This is a genomic window from Paraburkholderia lebeckiae (genome assembly GCF_050436325.1).
GTDB lineage: Bacteria > Pseudomonadota > Gammaproteobacteria > Burkholderiales > Burkholderiaceae > Paraburkholderia > Paraburkholderia tuberum.
In genome coordinates this window covers 3,007,190-3,025,165 of record NZ_JBNDLZ010000003.1, presented here as the reverse complement: position 1 = coordinate 3,025,165, position 17,976 = coordinate 3,007,190, and the positions used below count along the sequence as shown (strand labels likewise).

The 17,976-nt window shown below is 62.7% G+C and carries 14 protein-coding genes; 2 read left to right on the top strand and 12 right to left on the bottom strand.

Translation table 11 applies throughout. The features are described from left to right. Nucleotides 1-12 precede the first annotated feature (12 nt). The 7 genes from OKW44_RS31920 to coq7 all read right to left on the bottom strand — a co-directional run bounded on the left by OKW44_RS31920 (nt 13) and on the right by coq7 (nt 7,683). Entirely contained in the window at nt 13-1,425 is a 1,413-nt protein-coding gene (locus OKW44_RS31920) for a UDP-N-acetylmuramoyl-tripeptide--D-alanyl-D-alanine ligase (protein WP_018421892.1), read from the bottom strand. Then, nucleotides 1,422-2,984: a UDP-N-acetylmuramoyl-L-alanyl-D-glutamate--2,6-diaminopimelate ligase gene (locus tag OKW44_RS31915; protein WP_018421893.1), complete on the bottom strand. Its 1,563-nt coding sequence runs from the start codon at nt 2,982-2,984 to the stop codon at nt 1,422-1,424. Before OKW44_RS31915 ends, OKW44_RS31920 begins: the two co-directional genes overlap by 4 nt. Then, the gene (locus OKW44_RS31910; protein ID WP_018421894.1) at nt 2,981-4,846 is read right to left on the bottom strand and encodes a peptidoglycan D,D-transpeptidase FtsI family protein; all 1,866 of its coding nucleotides are present in this window, start codon (nt 4,844-4,846) and stop codon (nt 2,981-2,983) included. Before OKW44_RS31910 ends, OKW44_RS31915 begins: the two co-directional genes overlap by 4 nt. After that, the gene (ftsL, locus tag OKW44_RS31905) at nt 4,843-5,193 is read right to left on the bottom strand and encodes a cell division protein FtsL (RefSeq protein WP_018421895.1); all 351 of its coding nucleotides are present in this window, start codon (nt 5,191-5,193) and stop codon (nt 4,843-4,845) included. The genes OKW44_RS31910 and ftsL overlap by 4 nt, the downstream gene beginning before the upstream one ends. Next, nucleotides 5,190-6,143, bottom strand: a complete 954-nt coding sequence (gene rsmH / locus OKW44_RS31900; protein WP_035471062.1) for a 16S rRNA (cytosine(1402)-N(4))-methyltransferase RsmH — start codon at nt 6,141-6,143, stop codon at nt 5,190-5,192. Before rsmH ends, ftsL begins: the two co-directional genes overlap by 4 nt. Before the next feature lie 15 nt (nt 6,144-6,158). Then, nucleotides 6,159-6,587, bottom strand: coding sequence for a division/cell wall cluster transcriptional repressor MraZ (gene mraZ / locus OKW44_RS31895; RefSeq protein ID WP_013090620.1), 429 nt, complete (start codon nt 6,585-6,587; stop codon nt 6,159-6,161). Between the two features lie 457 nt (nt 6,588-7,044). Next, complete coding sequence (coq7, locus tag OKW44_RS31890; RefSeq protein WP_018421897.1) at nt 7,045-7,683, bottom strand: 2-polyprenyl-3-methyl-6-methoxy-1,4-benzoquinone monooxygenase; 639 nt, start codon at nt 7,681-7,683, stop codon at nt 7,045-7,047. Between the two features lie 304 nt (nt 7,684-7,987). On the opposite strand from coq7, the gene OKW44_RS31885 reads away from it, so the two are divergent. Then, complete coding sequence (locus tag OKW44_RS31885) at nt 7,988-9,193, top strand: porin (RefSeq protein WP_018421898.1); 1,206 nt, start codon at nt 7,988-7,990, stop codon at nt 9,191-9,193. A gap of 125 nt (nt 9,194-9,318) precedes the next feature. On the opposite strand, the gene OKW44_RS31880 is transcribed toward OKW44_RS31885, so the two are convergent. Together OKW44_RS31880 and OKW44_RS31875 are read right to left on the bottom strand one after the other, a co-directional pair. Then, entirely contained in the window at nt 9,319-10,992 is a 1,674-nt protein-coding gene (locus OKW44_RS31880; protein WP_018421899.1) for a long-chain fatty acid--CoA ligase, read from the bottom strand. A gap of 147 nt (nt 10,993-11,139) precedes the next feature. Further along, complete coding sequence (locus OKW44_RS31875) at nt 11,140-13,218, bottom strand: molybdopterin-containing oxidoreductase family protein (RefSeq protein ID WP_018421900.1); 2,079 nt, start codon at nt 13,216-13,218, stop codon at nt 11,140-11,142. A gap of 187 nt (nt 13,219-13,405) precedes the next feature. Here OKW44_RS31875 and OKW44_RS31870 point away from each other — a divergent pair, with 187 nt between their 5' ends. After that, nucleotides 13,406-14,602, top strand: coding sequence for a M20 aminoacylase family protein (locus tag OKW44_RS31870; protein ID WP_018421902.1), 1,197 nt, complete (start codon nt 13,406-13,408; stop codon nt 14,600-14,602). 455 nt (nt 14,603-15,057) lie between these two features. Here the strand turns inward: OKW44_RS31870 and OKW44_RS31865 are convergent, their stop codons facing one another. Genes OKW44_RS31865 through OKW44_RS31855 form a run of 3 tightly spaced genes read right to left on the bottom strand, consistent with a single transcriptional unit; the run spans nt 15,058 to nt 17,932 of the window. Beyond that, nucleotides 15,058-16,326, bottom strand: coding sequence for an IS256 family transposase (locus OKW44_RS31865; protein WP_018421903.1), 1,269 nt, complete (start codon nt 16,324-16,326; stop codon nt 15,058-15,060). A 56-nt stretch (nt 16,327-16,382) separates the two neighbouring features. After that, a complete protein-coding gene (locus OKW44_RS31860; protein ID WP_018421904.1) occupies nt 16,383-17,024 on the bottom strand; it encodes a hypothetical protein in 642 nt (213 codons plus the stop codon). Further along, nucleotides 16,979-17,932 (bottom strand): integrase catalytic domain-containing protein, encoded by a 954-nt coding sequence (locus tag OKW44_RS31855; RefSeq protein ID WP_280784742.1) that lies wholly within the window; start codon nt 17,930-17,932, stop codon nt 16,979-16,981. The genes OKW44_RS31860 and OKW44_RS31855 overlap by 46 nt, the downstream gene beginning before the upstream one ends. Nucleotides 17,933-17,976 lie beyond the last annotated feature (44 nt).

Sequence of the window (17,976 nt, the reverse complement as noted above, 5' to 3'; positions counted from 1 at the left end):
GATCCTTCTATTTCAATGTGCAGCGGGCGTCGTGCCCGCGGCGTTGGGTTGTGGACTCGTAACGGCGTCCACCACGCGCTCCATCTGCATGAAGCGCGAGCCCTTCACGAGAAGCGTTGCGGCGGCGCCGAAGCGGGCCTGCTGCAGTTGCGCGACCAGCGCGCCGACATCGGCGACGTGGTGCGCGCCCGCACCGTATGCGGTGCAGGCGTCGCGCGAGGCGTCGCCGATCGCATACAGCGCGTCGATACCGCGCTGTTTCGCATACGTGCCGATTTCGCGATGAAACGCCGCGCCGTTGTCGCCGACTTCGCCCATGTCGCCCATCACGAGCACACGCGGCGATTCACGTGACGCGAGCACGTCGATCGCGGCGCGCATCGAATCGGGATTCGCGTTGTAGGTGTCGTCGATCACGGTTGCGCCCGCGAGCGTGCCGAGCACAGCCTGCTTGACCTGCAGACGACCCTTCACCGCGCCGAACGATTCGAGGCCGCGCTGGATCGCGTCGAGCGACACACCCGCTGCCAACGCGGCGGAGGCCGCCGCGAGCGCGTTGTGCGCGTTGTGATTGCCAAGCACCTGCAGCGTGACGTCGAGATGGCCTTGCGGCGTGTCGATAGACAAACGCTTGCCGTCGAACCTGCCCTTCACCGCGGCTTCGGTCGTGCGCTCCGCGCTGTTCAACGCGAAATCGATGATGCGACTGCCGGTAGCGGCGACGCGCCAGATGCTCGCGTATGCGTCGTCGGCGGGGAATACCGCCGTGCCTTCCGGCGACAGCGCGTGAATCACGCTCGCGTGTTCGAGCGCGACCGCCTCGACGGTCGCCATGAATTCCTGGTGCTCGCGCTGCGCGTTGTTGACGACGGCAACCGTCGGCTCGGCGAGCTTCGCGAGCTGTTCGGTTTCGCCCGGATGGTTCATGCCGAGTTCGACCACCGCGAGTCGATGCGCGGCATGCAGACGGAAAAGCGTGAGCGGAAGGCCGATGTCGTTGTTGAAATTGCCCGCGGTCGCGAGACGCGCATCCGCGCCGACCGCGGCCGCGAAGATCGAGGCGATCATTTCCTTGACCGTGGTCTTGCCGTTGCTGCCCGTGACCGCGACGAGCGGCAGGTCGAACTGACGACGCCAGCCGCGCGCGAGCGCGCCGAGCGCTTCGCGCGTATCGGCGACGCGGATCGCGGGCACGCTCCAGCTATCCGGCGTGCGCGCGACGAGCACCGCCGCGACGTTGCGCTCGGCGACTTGCGGCAGGAAGTCGTGCGCGTCGAAACGGTCGCCCTTGATCGCGATGAATAGATCGCCGGGACCGGCGCTGCGGCTGTCGGTCGACACGCGCTCGAAGCGCACGCTGTCGTCGCCGGTGACGCTCGCGCCGGGGATCTGCGCGGCGGCTGCACGTAGCGAGAACATGTTCATTCGCCACCTCCGCGTGTTTGTGTGGCCCGCGCGGCGAGCGCGAGGCGAGCGTGGTCCTGATCGGAGAAAGCGCGTTTCTTGCCCATGATTTCCTGTGTCGCTTCGTGCCCCTTGCCGGCCAGCACGATCACGTCTTCGCGCGCGGCGCCGCGGATCGCCTGCAGGATCGCGCTCGCGCGGTCCTCGATGCGGCGCGCCTTCGACGTATCCTGCATGCCCGCGGAAATTTGCTCGATGATCGCGAGCGGGTCTTCGCTGCGCGGGTTGTCGCTCGTCACGACGACGTTGTCCGCGAGCCGCTCGGCGATCGCGCCCATCAGCGGACGCTTGGTCGCATCGCGGTCGCCGCCGCAGCCGAACATGCAGACGAGTTCGCCGCCGCGCGCGGTCGCGATCGGCCGCAGTGCTTCGAGCGTTTTTTCGAGCGCGTCGGGTGTATGCGCGTAATCGATCACGACGAGCGGCTCGTCGTTTTGCAGTCGGCCGCCCAGACGCTGCATGCGGCCGTTCACCGGTTCGAGCTTCGCGAGTTCGGCGAGCGCCGCGTCGAACGGCACGTCGGCGGCGAGCAGCACGCCGAGCACCGCAAGCAGATTGCCGACGTTGAAGAGGCCGAGCGTTTGCACTTCGACTTCGGCGTTGCCCCAGTCCGAGGTGCTCAGATGAAACGCGGTGCCGGTCGCGGTGGCACGCACGTTCGATGCAGTGAGCCACGCGTCGGATTGCGGCGTGCCGTTAGCGTCGGCGTCGCCATGCTCGCCCTCGATGCCATACGCGATCGTGCGCGCGTGACTACGCGTGCTCGCGAGCAAACGTCGGCCGGCGGCATCGTCGCGATTGATCACGGCCGCGCGCAGCTCGGGCCACGCGAACAGACGCGCCTTGGCGGCTTCATAGGCCTCGAACGTGCCGTGATAGTCGAGATGGTCCTGCGTCAGGTTCGTGAACACCGCGATGTCGAAAGCGGTGCCGTTCACGCGCCCCTGGTGCAGCGCATGCGACGACACTTCCATCGCCACCGCCTGCGCGCCCGCGTCGCGCAATTGCGCGAGGCTGCGTTGCAATTGCGGTGCGTCGGGCGTCGTGAAGCCGGTGTGCACGAGTTGGCCGACGAGCCCAGTGCCGAGCGTGCCGACGATCGCACAGCGCGTGCCGCGCGCGGACAGCGCCGCGGCGACCCACTGGCTGCACGAGGTCTTGCCGTTCGTGCCGGTGATGCCGACCGCGAGCATCGCGTCGCTCGGATCGCGATACCACGCGCTCGCGATCGTGCCGGCGAGTTCGTTCAACGCCGGCACCGCGTGGACGACCGACGCATCGAGCGTGCCGCTGAAGCCTTCGGGTTGCACCAGCACGGCGGACGCGCCGCGCTCGATTGCCGCGTCGATGAAGCCGCGGCTGTCCGCGCCGTCGACCGCGTAAGCGAAGAACGCGTCGCCGGCCGCGAGCGAGCGCGTATCCGCGTGGAGATGCGCGCCTGGCTGCATGTGGGCGTGCAGCCAGGCGAGGGCGTCGGCGATCTGCCGGTGCGCTGGATGTTGCTCGCGCAGCGCGCTCATCGCTCGACTCCTGGATGATTTTTCGGGTTGGCGGAAATAGTCATCTTCTTCACGCCGGGGCTCGTCGACAGCTTCTTCGCCTCGGACGGCGTGGCCGGCGCGCCGGGCGCGGGCGGCGCCGAATCGTCGGACACGACCATCTGCTTGACGGGCATGTCGGGCGGCACGTTCAGCGCGCGCAGCGTATCCCCGGCGATGCCCGAAAACACCGGGCCCGACACCTGGCCGCCGAAGTGGCTACCGGCCGTCGGCTCGTCGACCGACACCGCGACGACGATGCGCGGATTCGGCATCGGCGCCATGCCGACGAACGAGGCACGATATTTGGAGTGGTCGTAGCCGTGCGGACCGTGCTTGTACGCGGTACCGCTCTTGCCGCCGACGCGATAGCCGGGCACCGCCGCATCCGGCGACGTGCCTTGCGGCGACACCACGGTTTCGAGCATCGCGCGCACTTCACGCGCGGTGGTCGGCGAGAAGATCTGCGGACCGGTGGCCGGCTGGTCGCCCGGCGTATGGAAAATCGTCACCGGCATGATTTCGCCGTCGTGCGCGATCGCGGTGTACGCGCGGCCGAGCTGGAACAGCGACACCGACAGGCCGTAGCCGTACGACATCGTCGCCTGCTCGATGCGGCGCCAGCTCTTCCACGGGCGCAGACGGCCCGCCGCCGCGCCCGGGAAACCGACCTTCGGCGCCTGGCCGAGACCGATGCTCGTGTACATGTTCCACATCTCTTCGGGCCGCAGCTGCATCGCGATTTTGGTCGCGCCGATGTTGCTCGACTTCTGGATCACGCCGCCGACCGTCAGCACGCCGAAGCCGCTGTCGTCGGTAATCGGCGCGCCGTCGAGTACGAAGTGGCCGTTGCCCGTATCTACCAGTGTAGTCGGCGTCACCCGGTGCAGATCGAGCGCGAGCGACACCGTGAAAGGCTTCATGATCGAACCCGGCTCGAACGTGTCGGTCAGGATGCGGTTGCGCAGCTGGTCGCCAGTCAGGCGCGAGCGGTCGTTCGGGTTGTAGGTCGGATAATTGACGAGCGCGAGCACTTCGCCGGTGCGCACGTCGATCACCATCGCTGCGCCGGCCTTCGCCTTGAATTTCTCGACTGCCGCTTTCAGGTTCGTATAGGCGATGTACTGGATCTTGCTGTCGATCGACAGATCGACGTCCTTGCCGTTGTGCGGCACGACCTGTTCGTCGACGTCCTCGATGATGTGGCCCATCCGGTCCTTGATCACGCGACGGCTGCCCGACATGCCCGCGAGCAGCTTCTGGTCGCCGAGCTCGACGCCTTCCTGGCCCTCGTCTTCGACGTTCGTGAAGCCGATCAGGTGAGCGGTGATCTCGCCTTCCGGATAGAAGCGCTTGTACTCGTCGCGCGAGTAAATGCCGGGGATGTCGAGCGCCGCGACTTTTTCTGCGACGTCGACCGGCACCTGGCGCTTCACGTAGACAAAGGTCTTGTCTTCCGACAGCTTCGAGCGCAATTCCTTCGTGGTCATGCCGAGCAGTTTGCCGAGCGCGTCGAGCTTGTCCGCGCCGAGGTCGTCGGGCACCGATTCGGGAATCGCCCAGATTGCACGCACCGGCAGGCTCGTGGCGAGCACGAGGCCGTTGCGGTCGAGAATCTTGCCGCGCGTGGCCGGCATGTCGATGCGGCGCTGATAGCGGATCTCGCCCTGCTTCAGATAGAACGCGTTGCCCGGGCCCTGAATCCAGAACGCGCGCGCAGCGAGTGCGACGAACGCCATGAACAGCAGGAACACGACGAGCTTCGAGCGCCACATCGGCAGGCGCACCGACAGAATCGGGTTGGCCGAAAACGCAACGCTCTTGTGGGCCGACGATTTTTTCATCGCGTTGCTCCGCGACGCGTCGCGACCGGCGCCGAGGCCGGCGCGGAAGTCGGAATGGGTGCGTCGATCGCCGTCGCGGCACCCGGGGCGAGCGTCAGGTACTGGGTGCGGCCCGTGATGACCGATTGCATCTTCAGCGAGGCGGTGGCGAGTTGCTCGATGCGCGACGTTTTGGACAGCGCGCTCTGCTGATATTGAAGCTGCGAATAGTCCTGCTGCAGCTGCCGCTCCTGCGACTGCGCGCGCTGCAGTTGGATAAAGATCTGGCGCTGCTGATTGGTCGCGTTGACGACCGACAAGGCGCAGCCCATCACGATGATCAGCAGGAAAATATTGAGGCGGTTCATGGCGCGATCCGCTCCGCCACGCGCATCACGGCAGAGCGGGCGCGCGGGTTGTCGGCGACTTCAGCGTCGCTCGCGAAGACGCGGCCGATGATCTTGAGCGGAGGGCTCGGCAGGTCGACCGCGCGGATCGGCAGGCGGCGGTCGACCGCCGGCGCGCTTGCGTGCGCCTGCATGAATCGCTTGACGATACGGTCCTCGAGCGAATGAAAGCTGATGACCACCAGCCGCCCCCCTTGTTCCAACAACGACAACGCTGCTTCTAGAACGACTTGCAGCTCCGCAAGCTCTTGATTGACGTGAATCCGTATAGCCTGAAAGGTGCGGGTTGCCGGGTCCTTGCCCTTCTCACGGGTTTTGACGACGTTAGCCACGATTTGGGCAAGCTCGCCCGTGCTGACGAGAGGCCCAAGACGGTCGGACTCTGCCCGGCGAGCAACAAGCGCCTTTGCAATCTGAAAAGCAAACCGTTCTTCCCCATAATCTCGTATCACCTCCGTCAATTCCTGCACCGTGGCCCGCGCGAGCCAGTCAGCGGCGGACTCGCCGCGCGTCGGGTCCATCCGCATGTCGAGCGGGCCGTCGGCGCGGAAGCTGAAGCCCCGCTCCGGATCGTCGACTTGCGGCGACGACACGCCCAGATCCAGCAACACCCCCGACACACGCCCTACCCCGCGCTCCGCCATCGCGGCGCGCAGTGAAGCAAAACTCTCGTGGACGATGGCAAAGCGCGGATCGGCGATCTTCTGCGCCGTCGCGATCGCGAGCGGATCTTTATCGAACGCGATCAGCCGCCCTGCTTCACCGAGCCGTTCCAGCACGAGGCGGCTATGGCCGCCACGGCCGAACGTGCCATCCACATACGTGCCGTCGGCGCGCGTGACCAGCGCATCGACCGCTTCGTTCAACAGCACCGTGCGATGCTGCAATTCGTTTCCCATCGCAGAAGCCATATAAATGAGCCGCGATCAGAACGTGAAATCTTTCAACGCGTCGGGCATGCCCTCGGCGATCGCCGCCTGTTCCTTCGCGGCGTAGATCTGTGCATCCCACAACTCGAAATGGCGGCCCATGCCGAGCAAGGTCACTTCTTTCTCCAGCGAGCCAGCCGCTCGCAACTCAGGCGACACGAGCACACGGCCTGCGCCGTCCATATCCACATCCATTGCATTGCCGAGAAATATGCGTTTCCACCAGGCGGCGTTCATGGGCAGCTTGTCGACCTTGTCACGGAAGATTTCCCATTCGGGGCGCGGAAAGAGCAACAGGCAGCCGTCCGGGTGCTTGGTGATAGTCACCCGGCCCTCTGCCTGTGTTTGCAGCGCATCCCGATAACGAGAGGGAATCGACATCCGCCCTTTCGCATCGAGCGTCAGCGCCGACGCCCCTTGGAACACTTCGCTCTCCCCTATTGCGACGCTGTTTGCGCCGCTCGCCCGATCCGTGAAAATCTACCCGAAAGTGGTGCCGCGAACACACAAAAATACACTTTCTCACACTGTCTCCCACTTTAGAGTAACGCTAAACATGGGTCAAGGGAGCGGCCCGCTTTTTGAGCGGATTTTGTTTGCTAGAACAAGGACTTAGGGCGACTCCTTCACGTCCCGCATAAAAACGGAAAACCGTTATAAATGAATGGGCTACTGCAACTTGTGAAGGTGATACGTGAAAAGTGCGAGGAAACAGCGCGAATTGAAAGAGATCGTTAAGGGATTCTGAAAGAAACAAGGCGGCGTCGCCCGGACGGACGACGAACGGGGCGCGCGGCGCCGTCTCGCTTGCGAAAATGCATTCAGCGATGGTTGAGGCGATGCGTGCGGTGCTCCGGTTAGCGAAGCGAGGCGGGTGAAACGCTCATATGTAATAGGCGGTGCGCGTCATCACCTTCGACATCGCACGCATCAACGCGCGTGCAGGAAACGGCAACTCGATGCCGCCCGCGTCCATCGCGGCCTTGCCGTGCCGCGCTTCATCGACGCGCATCTGCTCGACGATCGCGCGCGATTCATGATCCGCGGCGGGGAGCTGATCGAGATGACTGTCGAGATGCTGCTCGACCTGGCGCTCCGTTTCGGCCATGAAGCCAAGGCTTACGCGATCGCCGAGACGCCCTGCGGCAAGTCCGATCGCGAGCGCGCCGGTGTACCACAGCGGATTGAGCAGACTCGGACGCGAGTCGAGCGCCTCGAGGCGTTTAGCGGTCCACGCCAGATGATCTTCCTCTTCCGACGCGGCGTGGTCGAACATGGCGCGCAATGACGGCGAGTCAGTGGCGAGTTTCTGCGCCTGGTAAAGCGCCTGCGCGCACACTTCGCCGACGTGGTTCACACGCATCAAACCCGCCGCATGCACGCGCTCCGCGGGCGAGAGTTCGGGAGCTTCGGCCGTCGCCGCGGAAACCTGCGGAAGCGGCAGCGGACGGCTCATCCGCGAGACTCCCGTCAGTGAGCGTAAACCCCGATCAAACTCGCCAATCAACTCGTCCAGCAACATAAAGCGCTCCCTGATTCGATAACCGCCGCATCGTTCCGGAAAGTCCGTGCGACAAGGCCTCGCGACGCGAAACCCGCGGCCCGACAGGCACCCATCCGCATGAAATGGGCGGTTAATTTCGGATTCTAGACCATGTTGCGTAAACGAAACAGCGGCCTTCCGGAGCGACTCCTTTTTCTTTGTTCCATGTATGCCTTTTGTTACATTACGTGGCAACTTCTCGCGAAGTTGGATAGCAAGGCCCTCAGCACTAACTAAATATTTCGCCTTGTACAAAAGATTCGTATTCCTTGGAGATCATTCGATGAAAAAGTCGCTTCTCGCTCTCGCAGCATTGGGCGCATTCGCAGGCGTCGCTCATGCGCAGAGCAGCGTGACCCTGTACGGCATCGTTGACGTTGGTATCAACATGAACACCAACTCGGGCGGTAAGCATCTGTACAACATGTCCAGCGGCGTCCTGCAAGGCTCGCGTTTCGGCCTGCGTGGCACGGAAGACCTGGGCGGCGGTCTGAAGGCCCTGTTCGTGTTGGAAAACGGCTTTGACACGACGAATGGCAAGCTCGGTCAAGGCGGCCTGATGTTCGGTCGTCAGGCATATGTCGGTCTGTCGAGCAACTTCGGCACGGTCACGCTGGGTCGTCAGTACGACTCCGTCGTCGACTACGTGGGTCCGTTCGAATCGGGTGATCAGTGGGGCGGCTACATCGCCGCTCACCCGGGCGATATCGACAACTTCAACAACGCGTATCGCACCAACAACACGGTCAAGTTCACCAGCAAAAACTACAACGGCCTGACGTTCGGCGGCACGTATAGCTTCGGTGGCGTCGCCGGTGACTTCACGCACAACCAGATCTGGTCGTTGGGTGGTGGCTATAACAACGGTCCGCTGCAGTTGGGCGTGGGTTATTTGAACGCACGTACGCCGGCAGCGTCGGGCGGTCTGTTCAACAACGGCGGCACGATCGCAGCGAACACGCCAGGCGCCGGTTTCTCGACCGCGAGCCCGGCGGGTTTTGCGGTATCGAGCCCGGTGTACGCCGGCTTCTCGTCGGCCAACACGTACCAGGTCGTCGGCGCGGGCGGTGCATACACGTTCGGCGCGGCAACCATCGGCCTGACGTATTCGAACATCCAGTTCGGCAACCTCGGCAAGACGTTCGCGTCGCCGTTCGCTGGCCAGAAGGCAACGTTCAACAACGGCGAAATCAACTTCAAGTATCAGTTGACCCCGGCACTGCTGGTCGGCGCAGCGTATGACTACACGCGCGGCACGCAGATCGAAGGCAACTCGCGTGCTCAATACCACCAAGGCGCGCTGGGCGTGGACTACTTCCTGTCCAAGCGTACCGACGTGTACCTGGTCGGCGTGTACCAGCACGCTTTGGGCGACACGGTCAACGCAACGGGTCAGGTGGTCGCAGCAACGGCAGGCATCAACGGCCTGACCGGTTCGACGACCAACAACCAGTTCACGGCTCGCGTCGGGATCCGCCACAAGTTCTAATAAGTCGTAAAAAACGCAGTTTGTCTCAAAGGCGCCTTCGGGCGCCTTTTTTGATGCGCGGATTTTGTACGGGCAACAAAAAGCCCGGCGCACTTTCGTGCGCCGGGCTTTTGTTCTTGGGTCGCTTAAGCCCTGCCGTCGCGCAACTCGCGGCGCAGGATCTTGCCGACATTGCTCTTCGGCAACTCGGTGCGGAATTCGACGACCTTCGGCCGCTTGTAGCCGGTCAATTGCGTTTTGCAGTATGCGAAGATCTGTTCGTCAGTCAACGACGGATCCTTTTTCACGACGAACAGCTTCACTGCCTCGCCGGAATGCTGATCCGGTACCCCCACCGCCGCGACTTCGAACACGCCCGGCAGCTTTGCGACGACGTCCTCGACTTCATTCGGATACACGTTGAAGCCGGACACCAGAATCATGTCCTTCTTGCGATCGACGATCTTCACAAAGCCGTCCGCGCCCATGACGCCGACGTCGCCCGATTTGAAGAAGCCGTCCGCCGTCATCACCTTGGCGGTTTCGTCGGGCCTGTTCCAGTAGCCCGCCATCACCTGCGGGCCGCGGATGCAGATCTCGCCGGATTGGCCGGGCGATACTTCGCTGCCTTCGTCGTCGCGGATCGAGACTTCGGTCGACGGCAGTGGCAGGCCGATCGTGCCGTTGTATTCGGTGGCGGTGACGGGATTGCAGGTCACGCACGGCGACGTTTCCGACAGCCCGTAGCCCTCGACGATCGGCGTGCGCGTCAGCTCGAACCAGCGCTTCGCGACCGCCTCCTGCACCGCCATGCCGCCGCCGTTCGCGGTCAGCAGCTTCGAGAAGTCGAGCTTGTGAAAGTCGGGGCTGTTCAACATCGCGTTGTAGAGCGTGTTGACCGCGGGAATCGTCGTGATCGCATACCCCTCGAGCGACTTGATCATGCCCGGGATATCGCGCGGATTCGGAATCAGCACGCCGAGACCGCCGGTGCGGATCGTCAGCAGCCCGCATACGGTCAGCGCGAACACGTGATACAGCGGCAACGCGACGACCGTAATGAACTGGTCGATATCCGTGCGGTTCGCGCGCGCCGGATTGAGCCAGACCTCCGACTGCAGCACGTTCGCGATCAGGTTCCGGTGCAGCAGCGTCGCGCCCTTGGCCACGCCGGTGGTGCCGCCCGTGTATTGCAGGAACGCGATATCGTCGGGCCCCTGCTGGACCGGCTTGAACGTCAGACGTGCGCCCTCCGAGACCGCGTCGTTGAACTTGACGTGCCCAGCGAGGCTCCACGCCGGCACCATCTTCTTGACCTTGCGCACGACGAAGTTCACGAGCGGGCCTTTGATGCCCATCAGGTCGCCCATCGCCGCGACGACCACATGTTTGATCGGCGTATTGCGCACGATTGCCTGCAAGGTCCCCGCGAAATTCTCGAGCAGGATGATCGCCTCGGTGCCGCTGTCCTTCAGTTGGTGCTCGAGTTCGCGCGGCGTGTACAGCGGATTCACATTCACGACCACATAGCCCGCGCGCAGAACCGCGGCGAGCGCGACTGGATACTGCAGCACGTTCGGCATCATGATCGCGACACGCGAGCCGCGCGTGAGTCCTTTCGACTGCAGCCACGCTGCAAGATCGCGCGAAAGCTGGTCGAGTTCACCGTAGCTGATCTGCTTGCCCATGCACACGAACGCCGGCTTTGCGCGGTGTTCGCGAAAGGCTTCCTCGAGCAACTCGGCCACCGACGAATAGCGTGTCGGGTCGATCTCTGCTGGAACGCCGGGCGGATAAGATTTCAGCCAGATTTTCTCCATGCAGCGTCTCCTGAATTATTTTCGAATGATCGTGCTAAAAACGCATCGTAGCATGGGCATATTGCGGCCAATGGCCAAAGCGACGAGGTTAGACGGCAGCCTCGAACTTGCGAGGCTGGGCGTCAGTTTCAATGTGCGGCGCGGCTTTCAGGCCCGCTCGACTTCGACGAGACAGTCGTAAAACGTCGCCGAACCGCCGAGATCGGTGAGTGCCTGGCTCGTCAACTGGTTCGCGTTGCGACCGTCCGGCGCGAGCTTCTTCCACCAGATCGACAACCCAACGACCAGGCCTTCGCGCGCCCGGTCGGTCACGCGGGCACGCGCTTGCATCGAGCCGCGGTCGTTGAAGATGCGCACCTGATCACCGTCGCCGATGCCGCGCGCGTGCGCGTCGGCAGGGTGGATGTCCAGGTGCGGTTCGCCTTCCGTCGCACGCAGACTCTCGATGTTCACGAAGGTGCTGTTGAGGAAGTTGCGCGCGGGCGGTGAAATCATCGCGAGCGGATATCGGGCCGCCAGTTCGGGCGCGCCGTCGGCCGATTCGTAGGGTGGCAGGTAGTCAGGCAGCGGGTCGAGGCCCTGTTGTGCAAGGCGCTCGCTGTGGAACTCGCACTTGCCGGATGGCGTGCGAAAACCGCCGTCGGCAAATGGCGCGTCAGGCAGATTGAGACGGGCCCAGCCGGCTTGCTTCAGCATCGGCCAGTCGACACCGTCCAGCGTCTTGTCGTCCCAGCGAAATGCAGCTTGCGCGACGGCTTCGTCGCTGTCGAAGAGCGCCGGTTCGGTCATGCCCATGCGGCGCGCGAGGCTGCGGAAGATCTCGGTATTCGGCCGTGCGTCGCCGAACGGCGCGATGGCGGGCAGGTTGACCATCACGTGCGTATGGCCGTATGACTTGTGCACGTCGAGATGCTCGAGCTGCGTCGTGGCAGGCAACAGCAGGTCGGCGTAATCCGCGGTGTCGGTCTGGAAATGCTCGAGCACGATCGTGAACAGATCCTCGCGCGCAAAACCCGCCGCGACGCGTTCGGAGTCCGGTGCGACCGCGACCGGATTCGAGTTGTAGACCACGATCGCTTCGACCTTGGGGCCGAACGTCGCGTCGCCCGGATGCAGCAACGCGTCGCCGATTGCATTCATATTGATCACGCGGCTCGGCTTCGACGGCCAACCCGGCATCAGGTCGGGACGCTGCAACGCGTGCGAGTCGACCGGTGCCCAACCGCTCGACGACAACAGCGCCCCGCCCGCACGCTCGCGCCATGCGCCGGTCAGCGACGGCAGACACGCGATTGCGCGCACCGCATTGCCCCCGCCACGCACCCGCTGCAGACCGTAATTCAAGCGGATCGCGGCTTTCTTCGTGCTGGCGTAAAGTCGCGCAAGGTCGGCGATTTCCTCTTCTTCGACGCCACAGATTTCACTAACCCGAGACAATGGATAGCTGAGCGCACGCACCTTCAAGTCGGCGAAGCCGAGCGTGTGCGCCGCGATGTACTCGTGGTCGAGCAGATTCTCGGTAATCAGGACGTTCATGATGCCGAGCGCGAGAGCCCCGTCTGTGCCTGGCTTCAGCGCAATATGCTGATGGCATTTCTCCGCGGTCAGCGAGCGATACGGATCGATTGCGATCAACCGGGCGCCGCGACGCTTGGCCTCCTGCGCGCGCGTCCACAAATGCAGATTCGATGCAATCGGATTTGCTCCCCAGATCAGGATCACCTCGCTCTCGGCAAAAAACTCGGTGTGCATACCGATGCCGGCGCCGTACGTGTATTTGAGGCCGGCAGCGCCGGCCGCCGCGCAAATCGTGCGATCCAGCTGCGAGGCGCCGAGCTTGTGGAAAAAGCGTTGCGCGATGCTATCGCCCTGCACCAAGCCCATCGTGCCCGCGTAGCTGTAAGGCAGAATCGCTTCCGGCGCGCGATGGGCAATCTCGCCGAGGCGGCTTGCGGCAAGGTCGAACGCTTCGTCCCAGCCGATTGGCTCGAAACGGCCCTCGCCCTTGCGGCCGACACGCTTCATGGGCGTCGTCAACCGGTTCGGATGGTATACACGCTCCTCGTAACGACTGACCTTCGTGCACAGCACGCCCTGAGTCGGCGGATGGTCGGGATCGCCGGCGACCTTGATCGCCCGTCCATTGTCGACGGTCACGCGCATCGCGCAGGTGTCGGGGCAATCGTGCGGGCACACGGCGCGCACGAATTCGGTCGGGGCGTTCATCGGCAATGTGTCCTGGCGAGCAGTAAGCGGTCGGGCAAAGTGGAATTTTATTACGTCTATAGGCCGCCGACCTCGGTGGCGCCACCAAGAATGCCTTCGGCGTAGAATGAATTATCCGCAGTGCCCGGGCCGACGTGGTCCGCGGCGATCTCAAGCTCGTCAAGCACAAACGCATAATCACTCAATCATGAAACTCATCCCCGAAATTCAGGCCGCTCGCGGCGAAATTCAGACCCTTCGACGAACCATCCATGCCCACCCGGAGCTGCGCTACGAAGAGACGGCGACTGCTGATCTCGTCGCGCGTTCGCTCGAGTCCTGGGGCATCGAGACTCACCGTGGTTTCGGCAAGACGGGCGTGGTCGGCGTATTGAAGCGAGGTAATGGCTCGCGTGCGATTGGCCTGCGAGCCGACATGGACGCGCTGCCGATCCAGGAGCTCAACAGCTTCGATCATCGTTCGACGAACGACGGCAAGATGCATGCGTGCGGGCACGACGGACATACGGCGATGCTGCTCGGTGCCGCGCACTACCTGGCCAAACACGGTGATTTCGACGGCACGATCGTGTTCATTTTCCAGCCGGCTGAAGAAGGCGGCGCCGGCGCGAAGGCTATGATGGACGACGGCTTGTTTAACAAATTCCCCGTGAACGCCGTGTTTGGCATTCACAACTGGCCGGGCATGCCGGCGGGCCACTTCGGCGTGACCGAAGGTCCGATCATGGCGTCGAGCAATGAATTTCGCATCGAAATCAAGGGTGTCGGCTCGCATGCAGCGCTACCGCACAATGGCCGTGATCCGGTCTTTGCGGCGGTGCAAATTGCCAACGGGCTGCAAAGCATCATCACGCGAAACAAAAAGCCGCTCGATACTGCGGTATTGTCGATAACGCAGATACATGCGGGCGATGCAGTCAATGTGGTACCGGACGACGCTTGGATCGCGGGGACCGTTCGGACCTTCACTACAGAAACGCTCGACCTGATCGAGTCACGCATGCGCAAGATCGCGCACAGTACAGCCGAAGCATACGATTGCTCCGTTCAGATCCAATTCCACCGGAACTATCCCCCGACGATCAACAGCAGCGAGGAAGCGCGTTTTGCGGCGTCGGTCATGAAAGAGGTCGTTGGCGCGGAGAATGTCGATGAAGCAGTTGAACCGACCATGGGTGCCGAGGATTTTTCGTTCATGCTGCTGGCGAAACCGGGTTGCTATGCGTTTTTGGGCAACGGCGATGGCGGCCACCGCGAAGCTGGCCACGGTGCGGGCCCTTGTATGCTGCACAACGCGAGTTATGACTTTAACGACGAGTTGTTGGCGGTGGGATCGACGTATTGGGTCCGACTGGCGCAGAAGTTTCTGGCGCAAGGGAAGTAGAGAGTTGAAAAGCGTTGAGGCGGGCGGCGGTGTCGCTTGCTTCAATGCTGTTTTGAGGTTGACCCGGTTCGACGGATAGATCTGCAGTTGAGTTTAATGCGGTGTGGCACCTCCCGATAAGGTTGAATCGCGGGTTGTCCACGGCCGGGCGGCGGGTCGCCTGTCACGACCACGACGCTGCCTGGCGGTGGACAACCCGCGCGGCGATAAGCTTTGACCTTGCGCATGCAGGTTTTCGAACTCGAGCGGCGAACAGTAGCCGATGCTGCTGTGCAGGCGGCGTATGTTGTACCAGCTCTCCAGAAACGAGAACAGACTGTAGATTGTCAATTACGATGGCCGCCCGTGTTGCCTCACGGGATGATGTTACTCCCGGGTAATTGTCACTGTCCGAATGTTTTGCGATGACGGCGGAGGTGTCAGAAATCTTGTGTGCTGAGGTCGGTTAGAAAATCTCAGCTCATGGCGGCGGTGAATCGCTCGCCGAACAGAATGGCGAACTGATTGACCGCCTGCCGCCAGGTGATAGGCGGCATCTTCCAATCCTTTTCGATGTTGCGCAAGGCCAGATACAGCAGCTTGCTGGCGGCTTCGTCGCTGGGGAAGTGGCCGCGGTTCTTGACGATCTTGCGCAACTGCATGTGCATGCTCTCGATGGCGTTGGTCGTATAGATGATTCGACGCACTTCGGGCGGATAGGCAAAGAAGGGGATCACCTGTTCCCATTGGCGTTGCCACATCGCCGCGACGGTGGGGAATTTGCGGCCCCACTCGCTTTGCGCGAAGGCGTCGAGCGCCGCCGCAGCGGCTTCAGCCGTGGCGGCCTGATAGATCGGTTTGAGCGCGGATGCCAGCGGCTTGCGGTCCTTCCAACTCGCCAGATTCAGCGAATTGCGGATCAAATGCACGATGCAGGTCTGGATCTGGGCGGCCGGATAGACCGCCTCGATTGCCTCCGGAAAGCCGCGCAGGCCGTCGACGACCGCGATCAGAACGTCATGCAAGCCGCGGTTCTTCAGTTCGTTAAAGACCTTCAGCCAGAACTTGGCGCCTTCCGTTTGCTCGATCCACAAGCCCAGCACTTCCTTGCGGCCGTCGGCGCGGATGCCCAGCGCCAGATACACCGCCTTGTTCCTGAGCGTGCCTTCGTCGCGAATCTTCAGCCTCAGGGCATCGAAATACACGATCGGGTACATCGCCTCGAGCGGGCGTTGCTGCCATTGCTCAACTTCAGCCAGCACTTCATCGGTGACGGTGGAAATCAGGTCGGGCGAGACTTGCAGCCCGTACAACTCCAGCAAATGGCCCTGGATCTCGCGCACGCTCATGCCGCGCGCGTACATGCTGATGACGTGGTCGTCGAATCCCGGCAGCCGACGTTGATACTTGCCAATCAGTTGCGGCTCGAACGTCGCCTGACGGTCACGCGGAATATCGAGGTGCAGCTCGCCATTGGGCGTGATGACCGTCTTCGAACTGGTGCCGTTACGGTGGTTGCCGCTCTTGCCTTGCCCGCCCTCGGTTTCCAGGTGATGCGTCAGTTCGGCCGCCAGCATGCGCTCGGCCAGTTGCTTCTTCAGTTGCCCGGCCAGGCCCGATTCGCCGAGGATCGACCCGGCATCCTTGTTCTGCACCTGCGCCAGCAGTTGATCGATCAGCTCATCGGGAAACAGCTTCGGCGCCTTCAGGTTCTTGCTTTTCTTGATCACTGTTGTGTCGGTCATAGGACGTTATTTCCGTTATCGTCTCATGACCTCGACACACTAAATTTCTGACAGGCTCATGACGGCTGGCGCTGCGTAGCGGCGCCAGCCGTCATCGCGTCGGCATCGCCGAGTATCCGCGTCACCAGTTCTCTGGCGCGATTCGATCGCCATACCTTCACGCGGCGCTGCAAGGTGCGCAACTGCGCGTCGGAATACATGTTGGGAGCCATCGAAGTGAGACGCTCATGGAGCTTTTGCGCGGTAATGCCGGGCTCCGCTTCGAGCCACTGCTGTATCTTCGGCCAAGTATGCTCGAACGGATCTTCCCGGGTACGCCAGTCATGGGGGACGCGCGCTTTTCGACGATGCGTCGGCCGGACCTCTCCGGCCTGCCACGCCGTTCCAAGACTCGCCAGGAAATCCGCGAGTGGAACTTGACCGGATGTTCTTGTCTCCGGCGGCGCCGCTCCGGAAGCACTGCATTCGGCGACACGCTGCTGGGCGTCGCGCATTCGACGTAAGAGATCCAGTGGGTCGAGCGCTCTGAACTGGGCACGCAGTCTGCGTTTGGTTGCCTCCGACACCGAAGCAGAGCGCAGCACGCGCTCGAGCGGCGTCAAGGGCGCCTCATAGCGCTTCGTCACCCTCGCGCCGTGACGGGTCTTCGATTTCAGCTCGAATGACGGCTGGAAGAAGTTGATGTACAGCCGCGACACCTCGTAGAGGGATGCAAGGTTGCCGTGGCTTCGAGGCCGCGTAGCCTGCCATAGCCAACGAGGCGACGCACAATGGCGCCATTCTTTTGCTCGACCCACGCCTGATCGTTTTTCTTGTAGGCACGTGAGCGCGTCAGTTCGATACCCGTTGCCTTGCAGAAGTCAAGCATGGCCGCGTTCATGAAGGCAGTATCGTTATCGCAATCCAGACCACGTAGCGGAAACGGCAACGCACGGCTAACACGCTCGATGTGCTCGAGAACGAACGCCCCGCTGCGATACGGCATGGTCAGGCATTCGGTCCAGCCGGTCGCGATATCTGTCATCACGAAGCTGTGCACGAAGTCGCCGTCGATCTTGGTGCCACCACAATGCTCGACGAAATCGACCTCGAGATAGCCGGGCAACGGATCGTTCCAGTCAGAGAACGTGCGGATCGGCACCGCACGGCGAATTGCATTGCCGATTCCTCCGGCGCGCCGGCGCTGGCCGGAGAAGGCCTGTTCGCGCACGTCGCGCAGCAGCCGGTCAATGGTAGCGGCGCTGATCTGCTTAAGCCGTTGGCCCACGTCCTTCGATAGCGACAGGTGACCATGCCGTGTCATCGAGTCGATCAGCGTCGGGATGAGCGCCTCCAACCGCTTGTCGCAGATCCTGTCGGCGGCCTCCCACAGCGTGATCAGCGCCGCACGCACTTCGTCGCCATAGCGTCGCTGCGGCCCTGGCTTCGCCCTTTGCGGCTGCGGATCCCGACACAGCACCCGGATCGCATGCTTGCGGTGATAGCCCGTCAATTGAATGAATTCGTCCAGGATCTGGCGTTTCTCCGTCCGGTCAGAACGTCGATACCGCTCGCCAACCGCCTCAGTCAATTCCCGTCGTGTTGTCATGCTGAGCCGCCTCGTCATAAGTCGTCCCCGCCAGCATTCTGACGGGTAACAAATTACATGAG